29 protein-coding genes are annotated in these 26666 nt (G+C 70.1%); 15 read left to right on the top strand and 14 right to left on the bottom strand.

Annotated elements, in window-relative coordinates; genetic code table 11:
• Nucleotides 1–7 precede the first annotated feature (7 nt).
• Nucleotides 8–1096, bottom strand: coding sequence for an alanine racemase (gene alr / locus CIW48_RS14200; RefSeq protein ID WP_149311357.1), 1089 nt, complete (start codon nucleotides 1094–1096; stop codon nucleotides 8–10).
• 699 nt (nucleotides 1097–1795) lie between these two features.
• Between alr and CIW48_RS14205 the strand changes: the two genes are divergently transcribed.
• The 6 genes from CIW48_RS14205 to CIW48_RS14230 all read left to right on the top strand — a co-directional run bounded on the left by CIW48_RS14205 (nucleotide 1796) and on the right by CIW48_RS14230 (nucleotide 7220).
• The gene (locus CIW48_RS14205) at nucleotides 1796–2134 is read left to right on the top strand and encodes a hypothetical protein (RefSeq protein ID WP_246695244.1); all 339 of its coding nucleotides are present in this window, start codon (nucleotides 1796–1798) and stop codon (nucleotides 2132–2134) included.
• Between the two features lie 270 nt (nucleotides 2135–2404).
• Nucleotides 2405–3013, top strand: coding sequence for a CvpA family protein (locus CIW48_RS14210; RefSeq protein WP_043357783.1), 609 nt, complete (start codon nucleotides 2405–2407; stop codon nucleotides 3011–3013).
• A 131-nt stretch (nucleotides 3014–3144) separates the two neighbouring features.
• The gene (gene purF, locus CIW48_RS14215) at nucleotides 3145–4620 is read left to right on the top strand and encodes an amidophosphoribosyltransferase (protein ID WP_091778131.1); all 1476 of its coding nucleotides are present in this window, start codon (nucleotides 3145–3147) and stop codon (nucleotides 4618–4620) included.
• A gap of 64 nt (nucleotides 4621–4684) precedes the next feature.
• Entirely contained in the window at nucleotides 4685–5434 is a 750-nt protein-coding gene (locus CIW48_RS14220) for an SDR family NAD(P)-dependent oxidoreductase (RefSeq protein ID WP_149311358.1), read from the top strand.
• 196 nt (nucleotides 5435–5630) lie between these two features.
• A complete protein-coding gene (locus CIW48_RS14225; protein ID WP_149311359.1) occupies nucleotides 5631–6041 on the top strand; it encodes a dihydrofolate reductase in 411 nt (136 codons plus the stop codon).
• Nucleotides 6042–6101: 60 nt separating this feature from the next.
• Entirely contained in the window at nucleotides 6102–7220 is a 1119-nt protein-coding gene (locus CIW48_RS14230) for a carboxylate-amine ligase (RefSeq protein ID WP_149311360.1), read from the top strand.
• 224 nt (nucleotides 7221–7444) lie between these two features.
• On the opposite strand, the gene der is transcribed toward CIW48_RS14230, so the two are convergent.
• The 3 genes from der to CIW48_RS14250 all read right to left on the bottom strand — a co-directional run bounded on the left by der (nucleotide 7445) and on the right by CIW48_RS14250 (nucleotide 10238).
• Entirely contained in the window at nucleotides 7445–8794 is a 1350-nt protein-coding gene (gene der / locus CIW48_RS14240) for a ribosome biogenesis GTPase Der (RefSeq protein ID WP_149311361.1), read from the bottom strand.
• Nucleotides 8795–8823: 29 nt separating this feature from the next.
• Nucleotides 8824–9534: a tetratricopeptide repeat protein gene (locus CIW48_RS14245; protein ID WP_149311362.1), complete on the bottom strand. Its 711-nt coding sequence runs from the start codon at nucleotides 9532–9534 to the stop codon at nucleotides 8824–8826.
• A 95-nt stretch (nucleotides 9535–9629) separates the two neighbouring features.
• Entirely contained in the window at nucleotides 9630–10238 is a 609-nt protein-coding gene (locus tag CIW48_RS14250; protein ID WP_149311363.1) for an NnrU family protein, read from the bottom strand.
• Nucleotides 10239–10355: 117 nt separating this feature from the next.
• Between CIW48_RS14250 and CIW48_RS14255 the strand changes: the two genes are divergently transcribed.
• Together CIW48_RS14255 and CIW48_RS14260 are read left to right on the top strand one after the other, a co-directional pair.
• Complete coding sequence (locus CIW48_RS14255) at nucleotides 10356–11543, top strand: hypothetical protein (protein WP_149311404.1); 1188 nt, start codon at nucleotides 10356–10358, stop codon at nucleotides 11541–11543.
• 54 nt (nucleotides 11544–11597) lie between these two features.
• Complete coding sequence (locus CIW48_RS14260) at nucleotides 11598–12227, top strand: MSMEG_1061 family FMN-dependent PPOX-type flavoprotein (protein ID WP_149311364.1); 630 nt, start codon at nucleotides 11598–11600, stop codon at nucleotides 12225–12227.
• Here CIW48_RS14260 and CIW48_RS14265 read toward each other — a convergent pair.
• Nucleotides 12206–12442, bottom strand: coding sequence for a hypothetical protein (locus CIW48_RS14265; protein WP_149311365.1), 237 nt, complete (start codon nucleotides 12440–12442; stop codon nucleotides 12206–12208). The genes CIW48_RS14260 and CIW48_RS14265 overlap by 22 nt on opposite strands.
• A gap of 137 nt (nucleotides 12443–12579) precedes the next feature.
• Between CIW48_RS14265 and CIW48_RS14270 the strand changes: the two genes are divergently transcribed.
• The 3 genes from CIW48_RS14270 (at nucleotide 12580) to CIW48_RS14280 (ending at nucleotide 14033) form a co-directional block, all read left to right on the top strand.
• Entirely contained in the window at nucleotides 12580–12876 is a 297-nt protein-coding gene (locus CIW48_RS14270) for a hypothetical protein (RefSeq protein ID WP_149311366.1), read from the top strand.
• A gap of 48 nt (nucleotides 12877–12924) precedes the next feature.
• A complete protein-coding gene (locus CIW48_RS14275; RefSeq protein ID WP_091778012.1) occupies nucleotides 12925–13185 on the top strand; it encodes a hypothetical protein in 261 nt (86 codons plus the stop codon).
• 86 nt (nucleotides 13186–13271) lie between these two features.
• Nucleotides 13272–14033 (top strand): transglycosylase SLT domain-containing protein, encoded by a 762-nt coding sequence (locus tag CIW48_RS14280; protein ID WP_149311367.1) that lies wholly within the window; start codon nucleotides 13272–13274, stop codon nucleotides 14031–14033.
• Nucleotides 14034–14039: 6 nt separating this feature from the next.
• On the opposite strand, the gene CIW48_RS14285 is transcribed toward CIW48_RS14280, so the two are convergent.
• The 9 genes from CIW48_RS14285 to CIW48_RS14325 form a co-directional block, all read right to left on the bottom strand.
• Nucleotides 14040–14708: an SOS response-associated peptidase gene (locus CIW48_RS14285; RefSeq protein WP_149311368.1), complete on the bottom strand. Its 669-nt coding sequence runs from the start codon at nucleotides 14706–14708 to the stop codon at nucleotides 14040–14042.
• 116 nt (nucleotides 14709–14824) lie between these two features.
• Nucleotides 14825–16000 carry a zinc-dependent alcohol dehydrogenase gene (locus CIW48_RS14290; protein ID WP_149311369.1) on the bottom strand — a complete coding sequence of 392 codons (1176 nt, stop codon included), beginning with the start codon at nucleotides 15998–16000 and terminating at the stop codon, nucleotides 14825–14827.
• Between the two features lie 225 nt (nucleotides 16001–16225).
• The gene (locus tag CIW48_RS14295) at nucleotides 16226–17467 is read right to left on the bottom strand and encodes a cytochrome P450 (RefSeq protein WP_149311370.1); all 1242 of its coding nucleotides are present in this window, start codon (nucleotides 17465–17467) and stop codon (nucleotides 16226–16228) included.
• The gene (locus CIW48_RS14300) at nucleotides 17460–18782 is read right to left on the bottom strand and encodes an FAD-dependent oxidoreductase (protein ID WP_149311371.1); all 1323 of its coding nucleotides are present in this window, start codon (nucleotides 18780–18782) and stop codon (nucleotides 17460–17462) included. Before CIW48_RS14300 ends, CIW48_RS14295 begins: the two co-directional genes overlap by 8 nt.
• Complete coding sequence (locus tag CIW48_RS14305) at nucleotides 18779–19018, bottom strand: ferredoxin (RefSeq protein WP_091778024.1); 240 nt, start codon at nucleotides 19016–19018, stop codon at nucleotides 18779–18781. Before CIW48_RS14305 ends, CIW48_RS14300 begins: the two co-directional genes overlap by 4 nt.
• Nucleotides 19015–20331: a glycosyltransferase gene (locus CIW48_RS14310; protein ID WP_149311372.1), complete on the bottom strand. Its 1317-nt coding sequence runs from the start codon at nucleotides 20329–20331 to the stop codon at nucleotides 19015–19017. Before CIW48_RS14310 ends, CIW48_RS14305 begins: the two co-directional genes overlap by 4 nt.
• A 264-nt stretch (nucleotides 20332–20595) precedes the next feature.
• A complete protein-coding gene (locus CIW48_RS14315; RefSeq protein ID WP_149311373.1) occupies nucleotides 20596–21228 on the bottom strand; it encodes a TPM domain-containing protein in 633 nt (210 codons plus the stop codon).
• Nucleotides 21218–22036 carry a YgcG family protein gene (locus tag CIW48_RS14320; protein WP_246695245.1) on the bottom strand — a complete coding sequence of 273 codons (819 nt, stop codon included), beginning with the start codon at nucleotides 22034–22036 and terminating at the stop codon, nucleotides 21218–21220. Before CIW48_RS14320 ends, CIW48_RS14315 begins: the two co-directional genes overlap by 11 nt.
• Nucleotides 22037–22046: 10 nt before the next feature.
• Nucleotides 22047–22682: a LemA family protein gene (locus CIW48_RS14325; protein WP_149311374.1), complete on the bottom strand. Its 636-nt coding sequence runs from the start codon at nucleotides 22680–22682 to the stop codon at nucleotides 22047–22049.
• Between the two features lie 202 nt (nucleotides 22683–22884).
• Between CIW48_RS14325 and CIW48_RS14330 the strand changes: the two genes are divergently transcribed.
• The 4 genes from CIW48_RS14330 to CIW48_RS14345 all read left to right on the top strand — a co-directional run bounded on the left by CIW48_RS14330 (nucleotide 22885) and on the right by CIW48_RS14345 (nucleotide 26421).
• Nucleotides 22885–23259, top strand: a complete 375-nt coding sequence (locus CIW48_RS14330; RefSeq protein WP_149311375.1) for a hypothetical protein — start codon at nucleotides 22885–22887, stop codon at nucleotides 23257–23259.
• A 25-nt stretch (nucleotides 23260–23284) separates the two neighbouring features.
• Nucleotides 23285–24205, top strand: coding sequence for a LysR substrate-binding domain-containing protein (locus tag CIW48_RS14335; RefSeq protein ID WP_149311376.1), 921 nt, complete (start codon nucleotides 23285–23287; stop codon nucleotides 24203–24205).
• A gap of 99 nt (nucleotides 24206–24304) precedes the next feature.
• The gene (locus CIW48_RS14340) at nucleotides 24305–25498 is read left to right on the top strand and encodes a CaiB/BaiF CoA-transferase family protein (RefSeq protein WP_149311377.1); all 1194 of its coding nucleotides are present in this window, start codon (nucleotides 24305–24307) and stop codon (nucleotides 25496–25498) included.
• Nucleotides 25495–26421 (top strand): hydroxymethylglutaryl-CoA lyase, encoded by a 927-nt coding sequence (locus CIW48_RS14345; protein ID WP_149311378.1) that lies wholly within the window; start codon nucleotides 25495–25497, stop codon nucleotides 26419–26421. The genes CIW48_RS14340 and CIW48_RS14345 overlap by 4 nt, the downstream gene beginning before the upstream one ends.
• Nucleotides 26422–26666: the final 245 nt, after the last annotated feature.

Genomic DNA, 26666 nt, shown 5'->3' on the forward strand with positions numbered 1-26666 from the left:
GAGGGAGCTACCCTACATAGGTTCGAACATAACGAGAACCCAGTCTCGTTAAGATCTCGTACCCGATCGTGCCGGCGGCGCGGCCGACCGCGTCGATGTCGAGGCTGTCGCCGATCAGCACCGCGCTGGCGCCGCGCCGGGCCGCGGGCGCCGCCGTGACGTCGAGGATGATCAGGTCCATGGAGACGAGGCCCAGGATCGGGCACGGAACGCCCCCGACCAGCGCCTGGCCGCGCCCGCTGATCGCCCGGGGGACGCCGTCGGCGTAACCGAGAGAGAGGGTCGCCAGCCGGCTGGGCACGGTGGCGGTCCAGCGACCGTTGTAGCCCGCGCTCGCGCCCGGCTCGACGCTGCGCACCTGCGCGATCATCGCCTCCAGCCGCACCACCGGGCGCATCGGGTTCGCGGCGCCCGGCGTCGGGTTGCCGCCGAACAGGGTGTAGCCCGGCCGCAGGAGATCGTGGCGGGCGCCGTCGAGGAAGACGCCCGACGAGTTCGCCAGCGAGGCCCGGAGCTGGGGATAGGCCGCCCGGACCCGGGCGAAATCCGCGATCTGCCGGGCATTGACCGGGTCCTCCGGCTTCTCGGCGCTGACGAAGTGGCTGAGCAGCAGGTCGATGCCGGCGGCCGCGATCCGCGCGTCCCCGGCGAGATCCAGCGCCTCGTCCACCGACAGGCCGAGCCGGTTCATGCCGGTATCGACGTGGAGCGCCGCGGGCGGGCGGCTCCCCGGGAACGCCGCCCAGTCCGTCAGCTCCTCGACGCTGCCGAGCACCGGGCGCAGCCCGTGGGCCGCGAAGGCGGCGGCCGCGCCCGGGGGCAGACCGTTCAGGACGTAGATCGCCGCCTCCGGCAGGGCGGCCCGGGCGGCGACGCCCTCCGACAGGTGCGCGACGAAGAAGGTCCGGCAGCCCGCGGCCCACAGGGCCGGTCCGACCCGGCCGATGCCGCAGCCGTAGGCGTCGGCCTTCACCACGGCGGCGCAGCCGGCGCCCGCGCCGCGGGCCGCCAGGATCCGCCAATTGGCCGCGATCGCCCCGAGGTCGATCGTGAGCCGGGCGCCGTGGGCCATCTCGATCGTTCCGGACTTTTCCATTTCGAAATGCTTATCATCCAAATGCCGTCCGCGCGGACATGCTTGCTGTGCTGCCTCGGTTTTAGACCAGTCAGGGCTGTGGGGTAGGGTCCGGTGTGGAGGATAAGACAGAAAACCTATAGTTGAGACGGCACGAGGGTTCGTTCCTTTGCGCTGCGCCGGGATGCCGGCATTGGGGTGCCATTGGCAAACTGGGCCAGCATACCGAAGAACCTTTTGATCTCTGGGCCGTCAGCAAACCGTCGCATCAAACCATTGATATTAGGAATTTAATCATATACCCTGTGGCTGTCCTGGGGGGGGCGCAATATGCAAATGCATTTAAAGATGAGGTCTGCGATTGCGAGCAGGAAATTGGAACTCTAACTGCTCGAACTTCGTATGACAGACCTTGAACAATCGCTCCTGTTGAAGGAATAAAATCCAAATCAGCCACGGGTTCCTGCTGGGCAAGACGGCGGCGGGCAGTGGGTAAATACTGGCGCACCTAATTCTTCCTCGGAGCCACGGAACGAGAAAGTCCATAAAACTCCCCTCTTTGCGCTCGCCGCGTCTCAGGAAGATTGCGACGAGCAATATCGGCGTGATTTGATTGTTTGTAAATTTACCGGCCTTCGCGCCTGCTACGCTCAGGCAATGGTTAGGCTAGTTGCGTGTGAGCGCGGCCATCAAATTCCGCCCTTAAAATTTTGAGGTCAAATGATGATTATCGCCAGCAGAGTTTTAGAATTAGTATCTTCTTTGGGTATGCGGTCATTTGAAATCTCAATCTACGTCCCCGAGTCGCAGGGCGGAGTCTGGGTGTGTAGATATACGACCGATTGGCCGCATCAGAAAAGGCAGAGCTATGCTGCTGGTGTCGATTCGATCCAGGCTCTCCATTTAGCTTTACAAAAGATCGGTATGGAACTGTATGTCAGTCCTCACCATCTGTCTGGCAACTTAAAATGGGAAAAATCCGGGGACGGATACGGATTTCCGGTGCCCAAGAACGGCCGTGATATGCTCATCGGAGCAGACAAGGCGTTTGAAGGCTGATCATCAGGCGCGCGTTCCAGCCCGATGGAGTTTGCGTGTCAAGAAACCCGTCCGCTGAAAAGATCTGTGAGGGGCTATCGTCGCACCGGGCCTGCCGGCGCTGGGCACGCTGGACTGTGTCAGAAGCAATTGATGCATTAGCGGCACAGGGGCGACGTTGCCGGGCCACCCCAGGGTGACGGCCGAGGTCGGGCTTGGTATAAATCCACCGCGGTCCGGGGGAGCCGCACGGCCGACGCGCTATCCCCGCGGGTACCAAAAAGCTTAACGATGCCGTTTACCGTCCTGGATCTCGCCGTGCTCGGCATCGTCGCGGTTTCCGCGCTGCTCGCGGCCGTGCGTGGTGTGACCCGCGAGGTCCTGGCGATTGTCGCCTGGGTGGCGGCTGCCGCCGTCGCGTGGACGCTCCATCCGATGCTGCTGCCGACCGTGAAGCAGCACGTGAACAGCGACACCGTGGCGCTGGTCGCCTCGATCGCGGCGATCTTCCTCGGCACCCTGATCATCGTGTCGATCATCACGGTGAAGATTTCCGACGTCGTGCTCGACTCGCGGATCGGCGCCGTCGACCGCTCCCTCGGCTTCCTGTTCGGCGCGGCCCGCGGCTTCCTGATCTGCGTGATCGGCTGGGTGTTCCTGTCCTGGCTGGTGCAGGGCAAGGTGCCGGACTGGGCCGCCCAGGCCCGCACGCGCCCGATGCTGGAGAAGTCCGGCGACGCCCTGGTGGCGCAGCTGCCCGAGAATCCGGAAGGCTTCCTGAAGCAGTTCAAGAAGCCGAAGGTCGCCACGCCACCGAACGAGGCCGCCGACGCCCCGGCCGAGACCGACGCGGCGCCGCAGCGCCGGACCGAGACCGCGCCGACCCCGACGCGACGCTGATCTGCGGTATTCGCCGTAGGTCTCGTCGTGCGGAACGACTAGATAGCGGTTCCGGTGGTTTACGGGTTGCTTCCGCGACGACCGGCGCGCCGGCCCGTCGCCGCCGGGATCTGTGAGTGATCGACAGCCTCATGTCACACGCCGCCGCCTCCACCGACCTGTCCGATTTCGATCTCGACGGCGACACGCTCCGTGAGGAGTGCGGCGTCTTCGGCATCTTCGGCCATCCCGATGCCTCCGCGATCGTCGCCCTGGGCCTGCATGCCCTGCAGCACCGGGGCCAGGAGGCGGCCGGCATCGTCTCCTTCGACGGCTCGGTCTTCCATTCCGAGCGCCGGCCCGGCCTCGTGGGCGATTCCTTCTCGGACGGCGACACGATCGCCCGCCTCAAGGGCCGCGCCGCCATCGGGCACGTGCGCTATTCGACCACCGGCGGGACGATCCTGCGCAACGTCCAGCCGCTCTTCGCGGAGCTCGCCAGCGGCGGCCTCGCGGTCGCCCACAACGGCAACCTCACCAACGCCCTGTCGATCAGACGCGACCTCGTGCGCGACGGCGCGATCACGCAGTCCACCTCCGACACCGAGGTGATCCTGCACCTCGCGGCCCGCTCGCGGAAGCCGCGGATCATCGAGCGCTTCATCGACGCCCTTCAGGCGATCCAGGGCGCCTACGCGATCGTGGCGCTCACCAACAAGAAGCTGATCGGCGCCCGCGACCCGCTGGGCATCCGCCCGCTGGTGCTCGGCGAACTCGACGGCCGCTACATGCTGGCCTCCGAGACCTGCGCGCTCGACATCATCGGCGCCCGGTTCGTGCGCGACATCGAGAACGGCGAGATCGTGGTGATCTCCGAGGAGGGGATCGAGTCGATCCGCTTCGCCGACGCCGTGCCGATGCGGCCCTGCATCTTCGAGTACATCTACTTTGCCCGGCCCGACTCGGTGGTGAACGGCAAGAGCGTCTACGCGGTGCGCAAGGCGATCGGCCGGGAACTGGCCCGCGAGGCCTCCGTGGCGGCCGACATCGTCGTGCCGGTGCCGGATTCCGGGGTGCCGGCGGCGCTCGGCTTCTCGCAGGAGACCGGGATCCCGTTCGAGATGGGGATCATCCGCAACCACTATGTCGGCCGGACCTTCATCCAGCCAACCCAGTCGGTGCGCGAACTCGGCGTGCGGATGAAGCACTCGGCCAATCGCGCGGCGATCGAGGGCAAGAGCATCGTCCTCGTGGACGACAGCCTCGTGCGCGGCACGACCTCGGTGAAGATCGTCCGGATGATGCGCGAGGCCGGCGCCGCGGAGGTGCATTTCCGGATCGCCTCGCCGCCGATCACCTATCCGGATTTCTACGGGATCGACACGCCCGAGCGCGAGAAGCTGCTCGCCGCCACCCACGATCTCGAAGCGATGCGCAAGTATATCGGCGCCGACTCGCTCGCCTTCCTGTCGATCCCCGGCCTCTACCGGGCGATGGGTGAGGAGGCGCGGGACGCAGCCTGCCCGCAATATACCGACCATTGCTTCACGGGCGACTACCCGACCGGCCTGACCGACCTGTCCATTGCCGGCCCGAAGCGCTTCGCCATGCTGGCCGAAGCGGACTGACAGGATCCCGCCGTTTCGCGCGAACAGGCATCCCCTGGGCGCGGAAATGCGCTAGGTCCTCGCCATGGCTGAGTCTCAGAGAATCCTGGAAGGCCGCGTTGCGGTCGTCACCGGCGCGTCCCGCGGCATCGGGCGCGCCGCTGCCCTGGCGCTGGCCGGGGCGGGGGCGCACGTCATCGCGGTGGCCCGGACCGTGGGCGCCCTGGAGGAGCTCGACGACGCCGTCCGGGCGGCCGGCTCCAGCGCCACCCTGGTGCCGTTCGACCTCGCCGATTACGACGCGATCGACCGCCTCGGCGCGGCGATCAACGCGCGCTGGAAGCGCCTCGACATCCTGGTCGCCAATGCCGGCATCCTCGGCGCCCTCATGCCCATCGGCCACATCACTCCGAAGATCTGGGGGCAGGTGATGGACGTGAACGTCACCGCCAACTGGCGCCTGATCCGCTCCCTCGACCCGCTGCTGCGCATGTCGGATGCCGGCCGGGCGACCTTCGTCTCGTCCGGGGCCGCCGCGAAGTGCCGGCCCTACTGGGGGCCCTACTCGGTCTCGAAGGCCGCGCTGGAGGCCCTGGTGCGGACCTACGCGGCCGAGAACGAGACCACGGCGATCCGGGCCATGCTGCTCAATCCCGGCCCCCTGCGAACTGGCATGCGCCGCTCGGCCATGCCCGGCGAGGACCCCGAGACCCTCCGGACGCCCGAGGAACTCGCGCCCCATTTCGTGCGGCTCGCGTCCCCGGACTGGGCCGAGACCGGCAAGCTCTACGACTTCCCCACCGACCGGGTGATGAGTTTCCGCGCACCCGAGTGAGCCGGTACGCTGTTATTCGAACGCCCATCCCGCCTCCTGCCTCATCCTGAGGTGCCAGAGCGAAGCGGAGGCCTCGAAGGAAGACTCCGGAGATCGCGCGATCCCTGGAGCCCTCCTTCGAAGCCCGCTCGCGCGGGCACTTCAGGTCGAGGGATTGGATGGGACGGGCCTGATTTTCCTCTCTGAGTTCTTCACGATGATCGACGTCCGCTGCATCTGTGCGATCGGCCTGCGCGGCCAGCTCGGCCTCAATGGCCACCTGCCCTGGGAGGGCAACACCGACCCGCTCTTCGTCGAGGACGTGACGCGCTTCTTCGCGCTCACCATGGGCCATGTGCTGATCGCAGGGCCGAAGACGGTGGCCTCGGTGCCCGAATTCGCCTTCAAGGACCGCACCATCGACGTGATCCGCAGCCACGAGGATCCGGAAGCGGTGCTCAAGCGCTATCCCGGGCGCCGGATCTTCGTGGGCGGCGGCATCGCGGTGTGGAACGTCTACGCCCAGTACATTCAGAACTGGGACATCACGCGTCTGCCCTATGACGGCGAGGCCGACCGCTGGTTCGACCCCGCCTGGCTGGTGGGCGGGCCGCTGCGCGCGGCCTGAGCGGCACCTTCGTCCCCGCCGGCGCGTTGGCGCGCACGCGTCGCGTTTTCGGAGACCACGATGAGCGCCCCCAGCTACCGCTTCGGCATCGAGGAGGAGTACTTCCTGGCCGATGCCGAGACCCGTGGGACGCCGCGCGGCGACCTCGCCGCCTTCCACGCGCGGGTGAAGGCGGAACTGCCCGAGACGGGCCGCGAGCTGGTGGCCGCGCAGGTCGAGGTCTGCACGCCGCCGCTCACCGACGCGGCGGCCGCCCGGGACAATCTCGGCGGCCAGCGGGCACGGCTCGCCGGGATCGCCGCCGAGAACGGTCTGAGGCTGCTGGCTTGCGGCACTCATCCCCTGGCCCGCTGGTCGCGCCAGACCGCCACCGACGGCGAACGCTACAAGGGCATCCTGTCGGATGTCGGCATTGCGGCGCGCCGGGCCCTGATCTGCGGCATGCATGTCCATGTCGAGGTGCCGGATCCGGAGGCCCGCATCGACCTGATGAACCGGCTGCTGCCGTTCCAGCCGCTGCTGCTCGCGCTCTCGGCCTCCTCGCCGTTCTGGCAGGGCGAGGCGACGGGCCTGCGTGCCTACCGACTCAGCGTCTTCGGGGAATTGCCGCGCACCGGCCTGCCGGAACTCTTCGCCGACGCCGCCGCCCATGCGCGGTTCGTCGCCGTCATGACGCGCGCGGGCGCCATCGCCGATGCGAGCTTCCTGTGGTGGTCGCTGCGGCCCTCGATCAAGTTCCCGACCCTGGAACTGCGTATCGCCGATGCCTGCACGCGGCTCGACGATACGCTCTGCATCGCCGCCCTGTTCCGCTGCCTCGTGCGCCTGTGCGTACGCCGGCCTGACCTTCACGCCGGTCTCGACGGCGTCTCGCGGGCGCTGGCCTCGGAGAACTTGTGGCGGGCCCAGCACAGCGGCGTGCAGGCGACGCTGATCGACGAGGCGCGGGGCGAGGCCGTGCCGTTCGCCGAGGCGTTGGAGGCGGTGCTCACGCTGGTGGCCGAGGACGCGGACGCCCTCGGCTGCGCGGCGGACGTGGCCCGCGCCCCGGCGATCGTGGCCGAGGGGACCAGCGCGGACGGGCAGATCGCGGCCTACGAGGCCGCGCTCGCCGCCGGCCAGGACGAGCGCGCTGCGCTCGCGGCGGCGGTGGACTGGATCGCCGACGCGGCGCGCTGAGGGGTCTCGCCGCGCGATTCTGGATCGGTGCGGAGCATGGTGGGCCGCGCCACTCGATCTGCAGCACATCCCCCTCATCCTGAGGTGCCCGCGTCAGCGGGCCTCGAAGGAGGGCTCCAGCCAGTCGTGCGACCTCTGGAGGGCTCCTTCGAGGCCTCCGCTTCGCTCCGGCACCTCAGGATGAGGGCGCGGGTTGGACGGGCCGACGCTGCCTTGCCTGCGCCTCACCCTTTGTCGAACGGGTTCTGCGAGGTCCGCAAGGACAGGCGGATCGGCGTGCCGGGCAGGTCGAACGCCTCGCGCAGGCCGTTCACGAGGTAGCGGGTGTAGGATTTCGGCAGGGCGTTGAGCTGGTTGCCGAACAGCGCGAAATGCGGCGGCCGGCTCTTCACCTGCGTGGCGTAGCGGATCTTGATCCGCCGGCCCGAGACCGCCGGGGGCGGGTTGCGGGAGGTCGCCTCGTTCAGCCAGTCGTTGATGCGCGAGGTCGAGATCCGCCGGTCCCAGACCTCCGACGCCTGGACCACCGCCTGCATCAGCTTGTCGACGCCGTCGCCGGCCAGACCCGACAGCGGCACAACCGCGACGCCGCGTACCTGCGGCAGCAGCCGGGTGCAATCCTCGCGGAGCTGCTTGAGCAGCCCGGGCTGGTCGGCGACCAGATCCCACTTGTTCAGGCCGATCACCAGAGCGCGGCCCTCGCTCTCGACGAGATCGACGATGGTGAGGTCCTGCTTCTCGAACGGGATCGTGGCGTCGAGGAGCACCACCACCACCTCGGCAAAGCGCACGGCGCGCAAGCCATCCGAGACCGCGAGTTTTTCCAATTTGTCGTCGATCCGGGCGCGGCGGCGCATGCCGGCCGTGTCGTGTAGCTTGATGCGGCGCCCGCGCCACTCCCAATCCAGTGAGATCGAATCGCGGGTGATGCCGGCCTCGGGGCCGACGAGCAGCCGGTCCTCGCCGAGCATCCGGTTGATCAGCGTCGACTTGCCGGCATTCGGGCGGCCCACGATGGCGACCTTCAGGGCGCGGCCGCCGGGGGCGTCCGCGTCCTCCTCCTCGTCGTCGTCGCGTTGGGGCAGGGCGCCCTTGAGCGCCTCGTGCAGCTCGCCCAGGCCCTCGCCATGCTCGGCGGAGAACGGGATGGGGTCGCCGAGCCCGAGGGTGAAGGCCTCGTAGGCCCCGGCGAGCCCGCTGCCGCCCTCGGCCTTGTTGGCGATCAGGATCACCGGGCAGCCGGCCCGGCGCACCAGCTCGGCGAAGGGCTGGTCGGCGGGCAGCACCCCGGCGCGGGCGTCGATCACGAACAGCACCACGTCGGCCGCGAGGATCGCCGCCTCGGTCTGCATGCGCATCCGGCCGGTGAGGGTCGCGGCGTCCGCCTCTTCGAGCCCGGCGGTGTCGATCACCCGGAACTGGAGGCCGCCGAAGGTCACGTCACCCTCGCGCCGGTCGCGGGTCACGCCCGGGCGGTCGTCGACCAGCGCGAGCTTCTTGCCCACGAGGCGGTTGAACAGGGTCGACTTGCCGACGTTCGGCCTCCCGACGATCGCGACGGTCGGCATATCCATGGTGGTTCTCGAAACAGTCCGAACAGAAATCAGCGTGTGATCGGCGGGGGCGGGGCGGCGGGCTCGGGCTTGGCCTCTGTCACCGTCACGGGTCCGCCCGCGACAATTGCCGCGTAGACCTCGATCCGGTCCCGTAGGTTCCGCGGGGTGTCGGGATCGGTCACGATCTGGTCGAACCAGCGCCCAGCCTCTTCGTAATCGCCCTTCTTCAGCGCGGCCAGGCCCAGCATCTCGCGGGCGGTGTGACGGAAAGGCGTCCCGGCGGCCAGGCCCTGGAGATTGGCCAGGGCCGGATCCGGGCTCGGCCCGTCGAGGCGCAGCAGCGCGGCGCGCAGGCGCGCGAGGTCGCGCAGGCCGTCACCGAGACCGGTATCGTCGGCGAGCGTGTCGAACTCCGCGGCGCCCGCCACGGCGTCGCGCTTGCCGGTCTCGGCCGCCGCCCGGAACCGGGCGAGCAGCCGATAGCCGGCCGGGCCCTGCGCCTCCAGGGCGTCGAAGGCCTTGTCGGCCTCCGCGGCCTTGCCGTCCTTGGCGAGGCGGTTGGCGTCGTCGAACTGCACCGAGGCCAGCTCGGCTGCAGCGCGCTGCTGGGCCTGCCAGTAGCGCCAGCCCGCGACGCCCGCCACCACGAGCACGGCGAGCGCGATGATCACGCCGCTATAGCGCTTCCAGATCTGGAGGATCCGGTCGCGGCGGTAATCCTCGTCGACCTCGCGAAGGAACTCGTTGTTCTCGGCCATTCTATCCCGGCCCGCATGCTATCAGCGGGCCACCTCGTAGCGCGATTGGGCCCCGCGCCTAACACACGGGCGCGGGGTTGGCGACAGGCAGTGTCTCAGGCGGCGCCCGGCCAGACCGGCACGCCGATCACCGGATAGTGCAGGTAGCGGGCGAAGACGAACCACGCGGCCGTCCCGATCACCAGCGCCAGGATGTCATTGCGCCAGCCCTGCGGGGCCGCCACAGGGCCGCCGTGCTGGGCAGCGACGGCGCCGGGGGCGAGATCGCGGCGCTTGGCGCTGATCCGCGCCGCCACCGCCCAGGCGAGGAAGCCCCCGAACAGCAGGATCGAGCCGAGATCGCCGTTGGCCAGGAGATGCGCCGTCGCCCAGATCTTCACGGCGAGCAGCATCGGATGCTTGGTCTTGGCGCGGATGCGGCCCGGCAGGTAGGCGGCCGCGAGGCACACGAAGGCGGCCCAGACCAGCGTCAGCGCGAGGTGGCGGGTCCAGACCGGCGGATCCCAGACCGGGATGTAGCCGCTGAGTCGGTAATCGTGGAAGCCGATTCCGATCAGCACCAGCCCGAGAAGCGACAGGGCGGTGTAGCCCAGCTTGAAGCGGCCCACGCCGATCCGGCCGACGATCGCGGCGCGCCTTGCACGGGCCATCGAGAAGGCGTGCGTGCCGAGGAACAGCACCAGCCCGAGGATTAGGAGAACCATGGAAGACTTTCAGTCGGGTCGCGCGCGACCAGTCCGCGGCAAGCACTCTGTAATGGTTCTCAAGCGAATCTCCGCCTGTTTGTCCAGGCGCGGCCGGGACGCAGCTGGATGGCGACGATGGGCTTGGCGTCCCGCCTCGGATCCGTGATCGGTCTGTTGGCCCTGATCCTCATGCCGCCTCCGGCAGCGGCCGTCTCCGAGCCGCCCCTCTCCGCTCTGACCCTCGTCGGTCCGCCCACACTCGTCTTCAAGGCGGGCCGCGACGCCTGCGACGGGGCCGATGTCCCGGACGCGCCGGCGCGCGCCTTCCGGGACGTTTCCGGTGCGGTGGCGCTCTACGGCATGCATTACCGCAACCGGGCGCTGCGCGGTCCGGATCTCGGCCATCTCAAGCTCGACTGCACGGTGGTGCTCGATTCGGGTGAGAAGCCAGACCCGGCGGCCTATGACGACCGCTCCTGGATCACCGCCACCTGGACCGAGGACGGTGCCCGCGTGGCCGCGCTCCTCCACCACGAGTACCAGGCCAACGAGCATCCCGGTCGCTGCAAGGCGGGGACGTACATGGCCTGCTGGTACAACACGATTACGGCCGCGGCCTCGACGGATGGCGGGCGCAGCTTCACGCGGCAGAACCCACCCGTCGTGGTAGCCGGCGCCCCGTTCCGGCAGGAGATCGACCAGGGCCATCACCGGGGCTTCTTCAACCCGTCGAACATCGTGGCGGACGGGCGCTGGCGGTATTTCCTCGCCTCGACCACGGGCTGGGCCCGGCCTGGCAGCGATCAGGAGGCGGGACTCTGCCTGTTCCGCAGCGACAATCCCGCCGACCCGACCCGCTGGCGGGCCTGGACGGGCACCGGCTTCACGGCCGCTTTCCCGGATCCCTATCGCGCCGCCCGCCCCAACCCTGCGACCTGCCGACCTGTCGGACCGTTCCCAGGGCCGATCGGGGCCGTGGTCCGGCACCGCGGCTCGGGCGTCTGGATCGCCGTGTTCATGGCCAAGGTGGGCGAAGGCTTCACCCAATCCGGATTCTACTGGACGACGTCCCGCGACCTGATCACTTGGGACAGCCCGCGGCTGCTCCTTGCGAGTGCAACCCTCTACGACGACCCGTGCACGGCGACGGCGCCGCTCATCGCCTATCCATCGCTGCTCGATCCGGATGCGCAGGGTCGCAACTTCGACGATGTCGGGGATCGCGCCTTGCTGACCTACGCGAGTTTGCGCACGGAGGGCTGCACGATCACGTCCGACCGAGACCTGCTGCGCCGACCGATGGCGATCCGCGTCTGGCCCTGATCACGCTTGACCGCGGCGCGCCCACCGCGTCACCCCGGGGGCCAGGAGGTTCGCATGGATGCGCAAGCCGACGCGACGCTGTCTCGTGACGCCGCTGCGCTGCGCGGGCGGTTCGGTCCCATCGGGCCGCTCGCGGCCCGCAAGGTGCTCGACCACATCGACGATTACGGCCGCCGCTTCATCGCGCTCTCGCCGTTTCTCGTGGTGGCGAGCGCGGACGCGGCCGGCAACGTCGATGCCAGCCCACGGGGCGATGCGCCGGGCTTCGTCGCGGTCGTCGATTCCCGGACCCTGCTGATCCCGGACCGACGCGGCAACAACCGCATCGACACGTTTCTCAACCTGCTCGAGAAGCCCGGACTCGGGCTGATCTTCCTGGTGCCGGGGATCGACGAGACCTTCCGGGTGAACGGCACGGCGGCGATGACGCAGGACGCCGCGCTGCTCGAACCCCTGCATGCGCAGGGCAAGGTGCCGGTCGCGGGCCTCGTGGTGCGGGTGCGGGAGGCGTTCTTCCATTGCGGCAAGGCGATGATCCGCTCCCGCCTCTGGGATCCGGCAGGCCAGGTCGCCCGGGACACCTTCCCGAGTCTCGGCCGCATCCTGTCCGACCAGACCGCGGCCGCCGACGTGGCGGAGGCCGAGGCCACGATCGCCGATGCCTATCGCACGCGGCTCTGCTGAGCGGGGCGGCCGAGCGCCACCGTGTAGGACGGGGCGAGCGCGATGGAGCGTCCTGGGACACCGATCCGCTGGCAGAGCACGGTGCCGAGGGTCATGCTCAACATCAGCGCGGTGGCCGAGAGCAGGAATGTGGTCGCCCGAGCATAGGCGCGGCCGACATGGATGAGCAGGCAGCCGAACGCGAAGATTGCGACGGCCTGGAGCAGGTGCTGCACGGGCGACGTCCTCTCTGGCGGCGGACGCGCTGTCCGGGCCGGCCGCGATCGAGGGCCATCGTCTCCAAGCGGCGTGAAAATGCAGTTAACGTCGGGTATAGCTGTCCCGGACGTGGACCGGTCGGAGTGAAGCCCGCATGGCGCAGTTGAGGGTTCCGGAGGCAGAGATCCGCGCGGTCGGGGCGGGGCCCCATCCGTCTCGCGACACCGCGGTCCTCGGCTCGGGCGCTGTCGGCGCGGGGACAATCGGGGCGTCGGCCCTGGGCGCGCTGGCCCTCGGGGCCGCGGCCCTCGGCGTCGTGGCGGTGGGCGCCTTCGCGATCGGCCGCCTCTCGGTGGGCCGTGCCCGCATCGGCTCCCTGGAGGTTGGCACGCTGGAGATCGACACGCTGACGGTGCGGTCGGTGCGGATGCCGGACCGCAACCGCGGTTGAGCCCCGCTGCCGGCCGCCGGTGACGAGAGAAACGCGAGGAGGGGAGCGATGACCGATCGGAAACCGCCCTTTCGGCCGGCGGACGCGGTCGATATCCTCGGCGAGGTCGAGGGCGATTTCGTCCTGCCGCTCTGCCTGCCGGGATCCAACCTGCTGATTGGCGAGGATCTCGCCATGCTGGTCCTCGACACGATCCACGGGCAGCGGATCGGCCTGCCGCTCAGCCCGCAGGGCGCGGCCGATCTCCACGCGGTCCTGGGCGAGGCTCTGCGGCTGCTGCAGGCGCGGGACCGCGGCCCGGTCCAGTGAACGCCGGATCGCGAATCGGGCGCCGCGAAAGGCTTCGTTGAGGCGAGGGGCGTAAGCAGGTTCGCGGACCCTCCCCGTGGCGGCCGATGCGCGCTCCGTTGCTTCTCCTGCTGCTGACCTGCGCGGCCTCCGCCCAGGCCCGGCCCGCCACCTTCCTGGCAGTGCACGCGCTGGGCATGGCGTCCCTGCCGCCGGTCCCGCCGGTTTCCGCGCCGGCGCCACCCGCCGCCGACGCGCGGGCCCGCTTCCTGCCGCTCATCGCCCGCGAGATTGCCGGTACGGGCCTGCCGCTCGCGGTCGCCGATGCCGTCGCGCGGATCGAGAGCGGCTACGATCCCACCGTGGTCGGCAGCGTCGGCGAGGTCGGGCTGATGCAGGTCCGGCCGACCACCGCGGCGATGCTCGGCTTCCGCGGCACCCTCGCGGAACTGGCGGCGCCGGAGATGAACGTCCGCTACGGCGTGCGCTACCTGGCCGAAGCCTGGCGCCGGGCCGACGGCGACCTCTGTCGCGCCCTGATGAAGTACCGGGCCGGACATGGGGCGGAGGTGATGTCACCGCTGTCGCAGCTCTACTGCGCCCGCGCCCAGGCGGTCCTGGCCGATCCCGAAGGACGCCTTGTTCGGGTCAGCGCCCGCCCGGCCTCCCTGCTCCGCCTCGTCGACAGGCCCACGGGACCCGTCCACCGGGAGCGCGTGGCCGCTGCCCCGGCCGCGCCGCGCTCGTTCTGGGAGGTTCACCGGGCGCGGATCGCCCGGCTCAACGCCGCCGTGATGGCGCGCTGGCGGGCCCGCGGCGTGACGGCCGGCCCCGTGGGTGCTCCCTCCGGCGACCCGGCGGGCGGGTAACGCCGGTCAGTCCCCAATCTCGGTGTCGGCCCCGTCCGATCGCGGTCCCCGGGCGACCTCGCGCATGGCGGCATCCGGCAACGGCCGCTGCAGCCGGAGCGCCTCCGCGGTAGGCGCTTCGAGCCAGGTTGCCCATTCGTCCGGTTTCGTGAGCAGCACCGGCATGGCCTTGGGATGGACCGGCCCGACGACGCCGTTCGCGTCCGTGGTCAGGAAGGCGAACAACCGGTGTTCCTCGGAAATCCGGTCGGGATTCTCGCGCTTCGTCCCGCGCACGCCGGTCCAGGACCGCCAGATCCCCGCGAAGGCGAAGAGGGGCCGGTCCTCATCGAGGGCGAACCAGACCGGCGTCTTGCGTGGCTTGGTATCCGCATACTCGCTGAAGGCCGTGACCGGCACGAGGCAGCGATGGGCGATGCCGAGCCAGGGCCGCCAATGCGGGCTCGCGACGTTGCGCACGTTGGTGATCGGATGCGCGCCGAACGCCTTCGGACCCGGGATGCCCCAGCGCATCATTGCCAGGTCCCGCCCGGCCTCGCCGTTCAGGACCACCGGCGCCATCTGATCGGGAAAGATAGCCGGCAACAGCGGCAGGTTTCCGGTATGGTCCTGCGCGATCCCAAAGGCCCGGCGCAGTGCCGCGGGACCGGTCCGCAGGCTGTAGAGATTGCACATGGACGTCCCGGACGGTTCGTAAGTACGGAGCCGGCTCTACACGCTTCCGGGACGCCGCGCCCAGCCGGGTCCGACGGCATGCGCCCCGGCCGATCGTGGCCGGGGCGCGCGGCGTCTCAGTTCAGGTGGAACACCACCTTCACGCAGCCGTCCTTCTTGTCGCGGAAGGCCTTGTAGAGGTCCGGCCCGTCCGCGAGGTTCTGCGAACGGTGGGTGATCAGGGAGGTCATGTCGATCTTGCCCTCCTGAATCAGCTTGGTCAGCGGCTCGAGATAGCGCTTCACGTGGGTCTGGCCACTCTTGAGGGTCAGGCCCTTCTGGACGATCGAGCCCATATTGACCGGGATCGGACCGCCATAGACGCCGGGCACCGAAACGATACCGCAGGGCCGGACTGCCTTGATGGCTTCGGCCAGCGCGTAAGGGCGCTCGGTGGCGGTCAGCTTCTCCTGGACGGTAGAGAGCATGCCGGTGAGACCGCCATGGCCGGCGCTCGCCTCCATGCCGACGCAGTCGATCACGCCGTCGGCACCCTGACCCTTGGTGATCTCCTTGATCCGCTCGAACACGTCCTCGTTCATGAAGTCGATGACGTCGGTGGCGCCGGCCTTCTTGGCGAGGGCGACACGCTCGGGCACCGTCTCGATTGCGATGATCCGTTCAGCCCCCATGATCTTCGCTGACTGGATGGCGAAGATGCCGACCGGGCCGGCACCCCAGATTGCGATGGTCTCGCCGCCCTGGATCTCGCAATGCTCCGCGCCCTGCCAGCCGGTGGGCAGGATGTCGGTAAGGAACAGGACGGATTCGTCGTCCATGCCGTCCGGCACCTTCATGGGCGCGACGTCCGCCATCGGCACGCGCACATATTCGGCCTGGCCGCCGGCATAGCCGCCGGTCAGGTGCGAGTAGCCAAACAGGCCCGCTGTCGGGTAGCCGAATTGCGCGGCTGCCATCTCGGCGTTGCGGTTCGACCGCTCGCAGACCGAGAAATTGCCGAGCTTGCACTGCCGGCATTCCCCGCAATTGATGTTGAAGGGCACGACGATCCGGTCGCCCTTCTTGAACTTGGTGAAGCCCTGCCCGACCTCCACCACCTCGCCCATGAATTCGTGGCCGAGGACGTCGCCGCTCTTCATGGTCGGCATCAGCCCGTCCATGAGGTGCAGGTCCGAGCCGCAGATCGCGCAGCTCGTCACCTTGATGATGACGTCGCGGGAATCCTCGATGACCGGGTCCGGGACCGTGTCGCAGCGGATGTCGTTGCGGCCATGCCAGCACAGTGCCTTCATCGCAGGATCTCCAGAAGCTTTTGGGATTGCGGCCGCCGAGGCCGTTCTCCCGTAAAGCTCCCGTCGGTACGGCCAAGTTCCGGGGACGATTGCGGCGTGATGGCTGTCGGGCGGGGCAGCCCGAGCGTGGTCCGCTCACCCCGGGCCCAGAGGTTTACAATTGTTTCACGTGAAACAGCTCCGTTCACCATCGCTTTACGACTCGCACCACCGCGCCGGGTTCTTTCAGGCGGTACCGTCGATGCCAATGCGCAGCTCCGCCGGCCCCCGGAGCGAAGCGCCCGGACGGTAAGGCGGCGGATCGACCGCGAGGCGCGGGGCGACAAGGCGGCGGCTCAGCGCCACCAGGGCGATCTCGGCCTCGATCCGCGCCAGGGGTGCGCCGACGCAGTAATGCAGGCCTCCGCCGAAGCCGAAATGCTCGATGTCGCCCCGGTCGGGATCGAAGCCGTCCGGCGCCTGGAAGCGGGATGGATCGCGGTTCGCGGCGGCGAAGAGCAGGATCACCGGCGCGCCCTTGGGAATCGTCTCGCCGGCCACGGTGATCGTGCCGAGAGCCTTCCGGGTCCGGAAATGCACCGGCGGCTCATAGCGCAAGACTTCCTCGATCAGCCGTGGCGCGCGCTCCGGATCGACCCGGAGCCGCTCCAGCTCCTCGGGGTGCCGGAGAAGGGTCAGCATGGCGTTGGTGATGAGGTTCACGGTGGTCTCGTGGCCCGCCACCAGCAGCAGGACCGCCGTGGACAGGAGGTCGAAGTCGCTCATCTGCTTCCGGCCGCCCGGACCGGGGGCGGCCAGACCGCTCAGCATGTCGTCGGTGGGCCGCCGACGCTTCTCGCGGATGAGATCGCCCATATAGGCGGCGATCTCATCGAAGGCGCCGACGATCTGGCGGCGGGTCCCGTCATCGTGGCGTGCGTCCGGCTCCACTGCGGTGGCGAGCTGCGTCGCCCAGGCCTGAAATCGCGGCTCGTCCGCGCGCGGCACGCCGAGCAATTCGCAGATCACCGTCACCGGCAGGGGATAGGAGAGATCACTCACGAGGCAGACCTCCCCGCGTCCCCGGCACGCGTCGATCAGGGCGTCGACCTCCTGGGCGATCCGCGGTCGCAGAGCCTGCACCCGTGCGATGGAGAATTCCCGCATGACCAAGCTGCGGAGCCGGTCGTGGTCCGGCGGATCGCGGAAGATGAACGGCCGGTGCGTCGCGCTGATGCGGTTCTTGATCGGGTTGAGGATCAGGTCCTTGAGCGGGTTGCCAGTGCGTGGGCGCCGGGGCGGCGGCAGGTCCTCGGAGCTGAGCCGCGGATCGAACAGCAGGCTGCGGATCGCCGCGTGCGTAGAGACGACGTAGCTGCCGTCGCGCTGGCGGGAGACCGGTCGCTCCCGCAGCCGGGCATAGAGCGGGTAGGGATCGGCCCGGTTGGCCGGATCCATCACGGCTGCGAACAGCGCATCGTCAGACATGGACGGTCTCGGCGGCGGGGTGTGCCGGGGCGGTGCGCGGCGGCGGGAAGCCCGGGGCGGCCGTCTCGATGCGGGGCCGGTCGGTGGCGTCGTTGATCGGCGGGAACGGGGCGCCGGCCGTGATCGCCTCCGCGTAGGCGGGCAGCCAGCGCGCCTGATCGAACGAGACGGCCGCGATGCTGCGCCCGGCCCGTCCATAGACGGCAAGGAAGCGCCGGGAGGCCCGCGAACCCTGCACGACCGCGACGGAATCGGCCCCCTCGGGGAGCCCGACCAGCTTGATGTTGACCCCGAACTGGCTCGACCAGAAGGCTGGCAGATGCGTGTAGGGGCGCTGGTCACCGGGACCGGCCAGCAGGTTGCGTGCGGCATGCGCCGCCTGCTCGATGGCGTTACCCCAATGCTCCACCGCGATCAGACGATGGCCATAGAGCGCGATCGGCCACCGGGCGACATCGCCGGCGGCGTAGATGTCCGGACAGGGCGTCCCGTCGGCGGCGAGGACCCGGCAGGCCGCGTCGCAGGTCACCCCACCGGCATCCGCCTTCAGGTCCGCGCCCCGCAGCCAGCCCGTCGCCCGGGTCGCTCCCAGGGCGGCGATGACGAGATTGGTCTCGATGGTGCTGCCGTCCGCCAGCCGCGCCCGGGCCACATGCCCCGCCGCATCGCCCTCGAAGGCGCGCACCATCGTGCCGGGGCGGAACATGGCGCCGGAATCGCGCAGGCACCCGGTGATCACCCCGCCGACGAAGCCTCCCAGACCCCGGGCCAGGGGTGCCGGATTCGGATCGACCAGGGTCACGGGCAGGCCGAGATCGCGCAGGCAGGACGCCGCCTCGCAGCCGATCAGGCCACCGCCCACGATGAGCACCTGGCGCGGCCGCGCGACCAGGGCTTCCCGCAAGGCGGCCGCGTCGTCGCGTCCGCGCAGCGTGAAGATGCCGGCGAGACCGCCGCCAGTCTCGGCCGGCCAGGGCCGGGCCTCGGCGCCGGTGGTGATGAGCAGGGCCTCGTAGGCCAGGACGGACCCGTCGCCGAGCCGGAGCGTGCGGGAAGCCCGGTCGAGGGAAACGGCGGGGCTCCCGAGGCGCCAGCGTGCGCGGAGGTCGGTCAGTTCCGGCAGCCGGGTCGCGTCGGCGGCAAGTTCCCCGGCGAGCACGTGCTTCGACAGGGGTGGCCGGTCATAGGGGCGGTAGGGCTCGGCGCCAACCAGGGTGAGCGGACCGTCATAGCCGCCCCGCCGCAGTGCCTCGGCGCCGCGCAGGCCGGCGAGGGAGGCCCCGACCACGACGATGCCGGCGGGTTCGGGGGTCACGGAGCGTCTCCGTCATCGGGGCCGGCCTGAAGGCTGATGGCGCGGACCGGGCAGGCCTGCAGGGCCCGCTCGATGGCGCCGCGCCGTTCGGCCGGCGGCGCGGGATCGTAGAACAGGATCTCGTGGCCGCGGATGGCGAAGGCGTCCGGCGCGGCGTAGCAGCACTGGGCGTAGCCCTGGCAGCGGTTAAGATCCACGACGACCCGGAGCACCCCGGCGCCGGAAGCCGGCTTCATGCCGACCTCGCCAGCGCGCGCGCGACGCCGGCCCCGGCATTGGATCGCGCGAGATCGTCCAGAGCCGTCAGGATGGAGGCCATGGCGTCGCGCGCCGCGAAGGCATCCCGCAATGCCCCGGCACGCGTCCGGAAGCCGGGCTCATCGAGCACGCGCGCCACCGCGGTGCCGACGGCCTCCGGGCTCGGGGCGTTGGTCCCGAGGTTGATCCCGACACCGGACCAGCCGATGCGCGCGTTCACCTCCGCCTTGTCCTCGGTCAGCCCGGCCGAGACGATCGGAACACCGGCGGCGAGCGCCTGCGAGACGCTCCCGTAGCCGCCGTTGGTCACCAGCACGCTCACGCGCGGCAGCAACTCCCGGAACGGCAGGAAGCACGACACGCGGGTATTGGCCGGAACCGGAACCGTCAGCGCATCCACCGGGCGCCCGCCGGTGGTGGCCAGGACCAGCAGATCGTCCCGGTCGGCCAGGGCGGTCAGAGTCGGCTCGACCAGCTCGCCGAAATCCGCGTTGGCCAGCGTTCCCTGAGTGACGAGCACGACAGGCCGGCCCGCCGCGTTCGCCCGCTCCAGCTCGGACCACCAGTCCGGGAGCGGCGCTGGTGGCGTTGGCGGCTGGAGCAGGCCGATGAAGCGCAGGCCCGGCGGCAGGGTGCCGTAATCGTACTCGAAGCCTGGCACGGTCGGCTGCAGGAACAGGTCCGGCAGGATCACGATGGAATGCGGGAGGGAGGCCGGCAGAGGCGGCCGGCCGAGTTCTGCGAGCTTCGCGTCCGTGTAGGCCCGCACCGGATTGACGAAGGCCGCGTCCATGCCGGCCTTGAGGGCGGCATAGCGAACCAGATCCTCCCGGTCGCGGGCCGGAGGCAGGCCGAGGCCCACGGGCGCGTGGTCAGGACGGTCGAGGAACAGGAAGCTGACATTGACGGTCACGATGGGTGGCCGCGGCGCGGTGTCGAGGAGCAGCGGCAGAACCCCGAGGAACATGCTGCCGGCCACGATCACGTCGGGCGCCTCGGCGGCGATCAGCGCCCGCAAGGCGGCGGCCTGGATCGCCATCGGATCCAAGAACCGGCGCTCGAATTCGCGGCGGTAGCGCTCCGGCCCCGCCGGCAGCTTGGTCTCGCGGTACTCGGCCGAATGATTATCCGCGTAGGGCGTGAAGCGCAGGCCCGCCGCCTCGACCTTCGGCCGGAAGGCCGGGTCGGTCAGCACGAGGACGTCGTCCGCTCGGGCGGCTGCCGTGCGCCCGATGGCGAGCAGCGGGTTCACGTGGCCGGTGAGCGGCGTCGCGGCGATCAGGATCTTCATCACGGCCTCCTCGCGCGCAGCCGGTCGCGCCGGCGGCGTCCCTGGTCAGCAACCCGGCGGCGTCATGCGCAGGTGCCCCGGGGCTCCGGCACGCCGGACTCAGAGGGGGAATCGCGGCCGGTCCGGCGCAGTTACACAACCGAAGGGTGCTTCGTGCGGCACCGCACCATGGCATCCGGTTGAGGTCCGGTGCAATATCGGAATGTCGTATGCTGCAGCCGTCGCGCATCGGGTGCCGGTGGCCATCACGCGTTGCGACTGCTGTCAGTCGACCACGACAACCCGGTTCGGCAACTCGTCGGGGTCGCCGGGACCCGCGGGGAGATGCTCCGCCAGGCAGGCCCCGACACGCTCGACCGCCGCCGTCAGGCCGGCCTCGACGGCGCCGCGCCCGAGGGCCGGCACCAGCTCGGCGAGGATTCCGTCCCAGGCGGTCGGCGGGATCTCCCGCAGGACACCGAGATCGGTGACGATCTCCGCGTGCCGTTCGGCGAGCGACAGGTAGAGCAGGACACCGGTGCGGTTGCGCGTCAGGCTCAGGCCCCGGGACCAGAACGCTCGGCGGGCGGCCTCCCGGGCGCGCGCGCTGCGCAGGCTGCGCGGCACCAGGGCCATGCGCAGCCGCTCGTTCTGGCTCGCCACGAGGATCGCGGCCACCAGCCCCGCCTGGGCGAGCAGGATCGACGCGGCGCTCCAGGCGGTCAGGATGATCAGCGGCCAGGGCAGGATCAGCGCCGCCGCCAGGGTGGCGAGCAGGACCACCGAGCGATAGGCGCCGGCACGCCGGCTCACCATCACGACGATCTCGCCGGATGTTCCGGCTTCTGCCCGTGCCACCGCGCGGGCGAGCCGGTCCCGCGCCTCCGGAGTCAGCACATCCGCACGTCTACCAGTCACCGGAGGCTCCTCCGCCGCCCGACGAGCCACCGCCGCCGGAAAACCCACCGTCGAAGCCGCCCGACGACCCGCCATCCGAGAAGCCGCCGCCCCATCCGCCCGAGCCGGGGCCCGGCAGAAGCACGATACCGCCGCCACGCCCGGCCCTTCCGCCCCGGCTCATGCGCCAGGCGACGAAGAGCACGATCACGAACAGTGCGATGAAGACCGCCACCTGGGCGGGATCGACCTCGTCGGTCCGCACCTGGGGCTTGCGCTGCCATTCCTCCGCGTCGCCGGCCAGGATCGACAGGATTCCGTCGATGCCGGCGTTGAGGCCGCCGAAATAGTCGCCGGTCTTGAAGCGCGGGGTGATGGCGCTGGCGATGATCACCTTGGACAGGGCGTCGGTGAGGGCGCCCTCGAGGCCGTAGCCGACCTCGATCCGGACCTTCCGCTCGCTCGGCGCCACCAGCAACAGGACGCCGTTGTTGGTCTTGGCCTGTCCCAGCTTCCAATCGCGGAACAGGCGGTTGGCATAGTCTTCGATGGTCGTGTCCTGCAGGTTCGGCACCGTGGCAACGACCACCTGATCCGAGGTCTTGTCCTCGTGCGCCTTCAGCTTGGCTTCGAGCGTGCCGCGCTGCTCCGGCGTGAGGACGCCGGCAGCGTCGACCACGCGGCCGGTCAGCGCCGGGAAGGTCAGCTCGGCCGCCAGCGCCCCGAACGCGTAGATCGTGAGGCAAGTGACGAGGACGGCGAGCGCCAGGGCAAGCCGCGCCCGGAGGGGCATGGCCTGGCCCGTGGTCCGCCCCGAACTCAGCCCCATCGGTTGCACCCTAGAACTTCACGTTCGGCGGCCGGTCGGCATTCGGCGTCGCCGTGAAGGTCTCCATCGGCTTGGCGTCCGGATACAGGATCGCCGCGATCCACCGCCCTGGAATGGTGCGCACCTCGGTGTTGTAGGCCTGGACGGCCGTGATGTAGTCGCGCCGCGCCACCGCGATGCGGTTCTCGGTGCCCTCCAGCTGGGATTGCAGGGCGAGGAAGTTCTGGTTCGACTTGAGGTCGGGGTACTTCTCCACCGTCACCAGCAGCCGACCGAGCGCCCCCGAGAGCTGATTCTGGGCGTCCTGATATTCCTTGAATTTCTGCGGGTCGCTCACCGTCGAGGCATCGACCTTAACGCTCGACGCCTTGGCGCGTGCCTCGGTGACGCCGATCAGCACGTCCTTCTCCTGCTGGGCGTAGCCCTTCACGGTCTCGACGAGGTTGGGGATCAGGTCGGCCCGGCGCTGGTACTGGTTCTGCACCTCGCTCCATGAGGATTTGGCCTGCTCCTGCAGCGTCGGCACCCGGTTGACCGCCCCGCAGCCGGAGAGACCCGCGGCCACAAGGATCACCGAGAGCACGCCGAGGAGGCGCACCGCGGGCGATGTGCGGCGCACTGCGCCAGCCGTCAGCGTCATTCCCATATCGTCCCCCATCTGCCGGCCGAGACTCGGCCGCTTGATCACGAACACGAGAGATAAGGGCCGGAACCGCCAAGGTAAGGCCCCGTGTCCGCGGCCTTGAAGGTTTGTGGCGCCGCCCGGTATGGGCGTCGGCAACGGACCGGGCCGGAACACGTTCGGACCAACGAGCGGACCCATCGGCGCGGCGTCGCGGAGACCGGAAATGGATGCAGCACTCGCCGACCATGTCAGGGCCGCCAGCGCCGACGCGCGGCGCCACGCCCGGGCGTACCGGGCGCCGTCCGGCAAGGACGCGCTGCCCTGGTCGATCATCGAGACGTTCGACGCCCGGGTCCGGGGCCACCTCGCCCGCGATCCGCGGATCGAGGACGAGCGCGACCGCGTCCTGATCGCCGCCGTGAAGCTCGCCGAGACGCCGGCCGAGGAGGGGGACGCGAGCATCGCCGAGGCGCGCGCCAATCTGGTCGACGCGATCGACTACCTGGAGCAGGCGGTGCTGCGGTTCGGCCTCGTCAACCGGGAGGGGGCCAAGGCCGGCCTCGGCACCTACGGCCAGCCGGTCGGATCCCGCGACTGACGGCGCACCCGAGCCGAGCCGCCGGATGTCCGCCGACCTGCCCGCGGCCGCGACCCTGAGCCGCCTCGACCTCAAGACACTCCGGCTGTTCGCGGCCATCTGCGCCGAGGGGACGCTGAACGGCGCGGCGCGGCGGGCGGCGATCGCCCCGTCGGCTGTGAGCAAGCGGCTCGCCGAACTGGAACACGCCCTCGGCTGCACCCTGCTCACCCGCGAGCCCCGCGGCATGCGCCTCACGCCGGCGGGCGAGACCCTGTTGCACCACACCCGCCGCATGCTGGCGAGCGCCGAGCAGATCGCCCTGGAACTCGCCGAGCACGCCCGGGGCGTCCGCGGCTTCGTGCGGGTCCTCGCCAACCTCTCGGCCATCGTGGAGTTCCTGCCCGAGGACCTGCAGGCCTTCCTGGCGGCGCAGCATGGGATCCGGGTCGACCTCGAGGAGCGCCCGAGCGGCGGCGTCGTCGCCGGCGTCGAGGAGGGCTTCGCCGATCTCGGCCTCTGTGCGGGCAACACCGACACCCGCAGCCTCACCGCCTTCCCGTACCGGAGCGACCGCCTCGTCCTGGTGATGCCGGCCGACCATCCCCTGAGCGAGCGCGGCGCCGTCGCGTTGGCCGACACCCTCGATTACGACCATGTCGGGCTGCATGCGGAGAGTTCGATCTACGCCGCCCTGCGCGACGAGGCCCGGCGTCTCGGCCGGCCGCTGCGGCTGCGCATGCACGTCCCGAGCTTCGACGCGATCTGCCGGATGGCGCAGGTCGGCCTGGGCCTCGGGACCGTGCCGGAGCACGTCTACGCTCTGCTGGGACCTCCGATGCGGCTCGCCGCAGTACCGCTCACCGATCCCTGGGCCGCGCGCACGCTCCGCCTCGTCGTCCGCCCGGGCGCGCTGTCCCCGGCGGCGGCGCTCCTGCTGGAGCATCTCCGGGCCGCCGCGCGCTGAGCGTGCGTTCTCCGTCGGCGAACGCGCGCTGGTGCATCGCGTTTGGACTTCGCGTCGGGAAGAGCCTTATCTCGGGGCAACAAACGATGGAGGAAAGCCGTGTCCGGTCCGCTCACCGGTATCCGCGTTCTCGAGCTCGGTCAGCTGATCGCCGCGCCCTTCGCGACGCGGCTGATGGCCGAATTCGGCGCCGAGGTCATCAAGGTTGAGCCCCCGGGCGAGGGCGACCCGCTCCGGAAGTGGCGCAAGATGCACGAGGGCACCTCGCTCTGGTGGTACCTGCAATCGCGCAACAAGAAGTCGATCGCCGTCAATCTGAAGTCGCCAGAGGGTCTCGAGATCGTCAAGCAGCTCGCCCGGAGCGCAGACGTCGTGGTCGAGAACTTCCGTCCCGGCGGCCTGGAGAAGCTCGGCCTCGGCTGGGACGTGCTCTCCGCGCTCAACCCGAACCTCGTGATGGTCCGGATCTCGGGCTACGGCCAGACCGGCCCCTACCGCGACCGGCCCGGCTTCGGCGCCATCGGCGAGTCGATGGGCGGCATCCGCTTCACCACCGGCAGCCCGGAGGCCCCGCCGGCCCGGGTCGGCGTCAGCATCGGCGACACCCTGGCCTCGCTCCACGGCGTGATCGGCGCGCTGATGGCGCTGCTGCGGGTCAAGACCGGGCAGGGTGGCGGTCAGGTCATCGACGTCTCGCTCGTCGAGAGCGTGTTCAACGTCATGGAGAGCCTCGTCCCCGAATACGACCTGCTGGGCGAGGTCCGCACCCGCACCGGCGGCGCGCTGCCGGGCATCACCCCGTCGAACACCTATCCGACGCGCGACGGCGGCTACGTGGTCATCGCCGGCAACAGCGACCCGATCTTCCGCCGCCTGATGACGGCGATCGGCCGGCCCGACCTCGCGGACGACCCGGCGCTGCGCACCAATGAGGGCCGCTCGAAGCAATCCGCCCTGCTGGACGGGCTCATCGCCGGCTGGTCCAAGACCAAGAGTGTCGAGGAGGCGCTCGCCGTGCTCGACGCCGCCGACGTTCCCGCGGGCCGGATCTACTCGGTGGCCGATATCGTGGCCGATCCGCACTATCAGGCGCGCGACATGATCCTGCAGGCGGAATTGCCCGGCGGGACCCCGGTGAAGATGCCCGGCATCGTGCCGAAGCTCTCCGAGACGCCCGGCGAAGTCCGCTGGCAGGGACCGGCGCTCGGCGCCCACACGGATTCCGTGCTCACCGAACTCGGTCTCGACGCGGCGCGCATCGCCGCCCTGCGCGAAAAGGGAGCCGTGGCATGAGCGGCGACACGCTGATCGTCCAGGAGGTCGCGACGCGGGACGGCTTCCAGATCGAGCCAGTCTTCGTGCCGACGGCGGAGAAGATCCGCCTGATCGATGCCTTGTCGGAGACCGGCCTCAGCCGGATCGAGGTCTCGTCCTTCGTCTCGCCGAAGGCGGTGCCGGCGCTCGCCGATGCGGCCGAGGTCTTTTCCGCGATCCGGCGGCGGCCCGGGACGGTCTACGTCGCCCTGGTGCCGAACCCGAAGGGCGCCGAGCGGGCGCTCGCCGCCAGGGTCGACGAGGTCAACCTCGTGGCGTCGGTGAGCGAGACCCACAATCGCGCCAATATGGGCATGAGCCCGGCCGACTCGATCGCCGGCTTCGCCCGGATCATGGATTCGGTGCACGGCGCCCCTGTCAGAACCAACGCCACGGTGGCGACCGCCTTCGGCTGCCCGTTCGAGGGTGACCAGCTGCCCGATAAAGTCGTCGCGCAGGTGGAGCGTTACCTCTCGCTCGGCATCGACGGGGTGACGCTCGCCGACACGACCGGCATGGCCAATCCCCGGCAGGTGGCGCGCCTCGTCGCGCGGATCCTGCCGCTTGTCGGCCCCGGGCGCCTGACGCTCCACTTCCACAACACCCGGGGGCTCGGCCTCGCCAACGTGCTGGCCGCCTATGATGCCGGCGCCCGCCGCTTCGACGCGGCGCTCGGCGGCCTCGGCGGCTGCCCGTTCGCGCCTGGCGCCACGGGCAACATCTGCACCGAGGATCTCGTCAGTATGGCCCACGAGATGGGTGTGCCGACGGGGCTCGACCTTCCGGCGCTGATCGGCCTGTCGCGGGACCTGCCGCGGCTCGTCGGCCACGACGTGCCCGGCCAAGTCGCCAAGGCCGGCCGGCCCTGTGACCTCCACCCGGCGCCCGCGAGAGCGGCCTGAAGCGGAGACGGAATGGGGCAGGCTCACGGTGACCCGACCTGCGGGTACACGACAGTGAGGCGCTGTCGTCTCGAACAGACGCACCGTGCCCCCTCTCCCATGCGGGAGAGGGTTGGGGTGAGGGATCAGCCGCTTCGGGATCGTGCGCGCCATCGCGGCGCAAGGCGAGCCTGATCCGGACAACGCTCACCCCTCACCCCGTCTCTCTCCCGTGCGGGAGAGGGGACCCGCGCTTGGTCCGGCGA

This window comes from Methylobacterium sp. P1-11 (assembly GCF_008329595.1).
Taxonomy (GTDB): Bacteria; Pseudomonadota; Alphaproteobacteria; order Rhizobiales; family Beijerinckiaceae; genus Methylobacterium.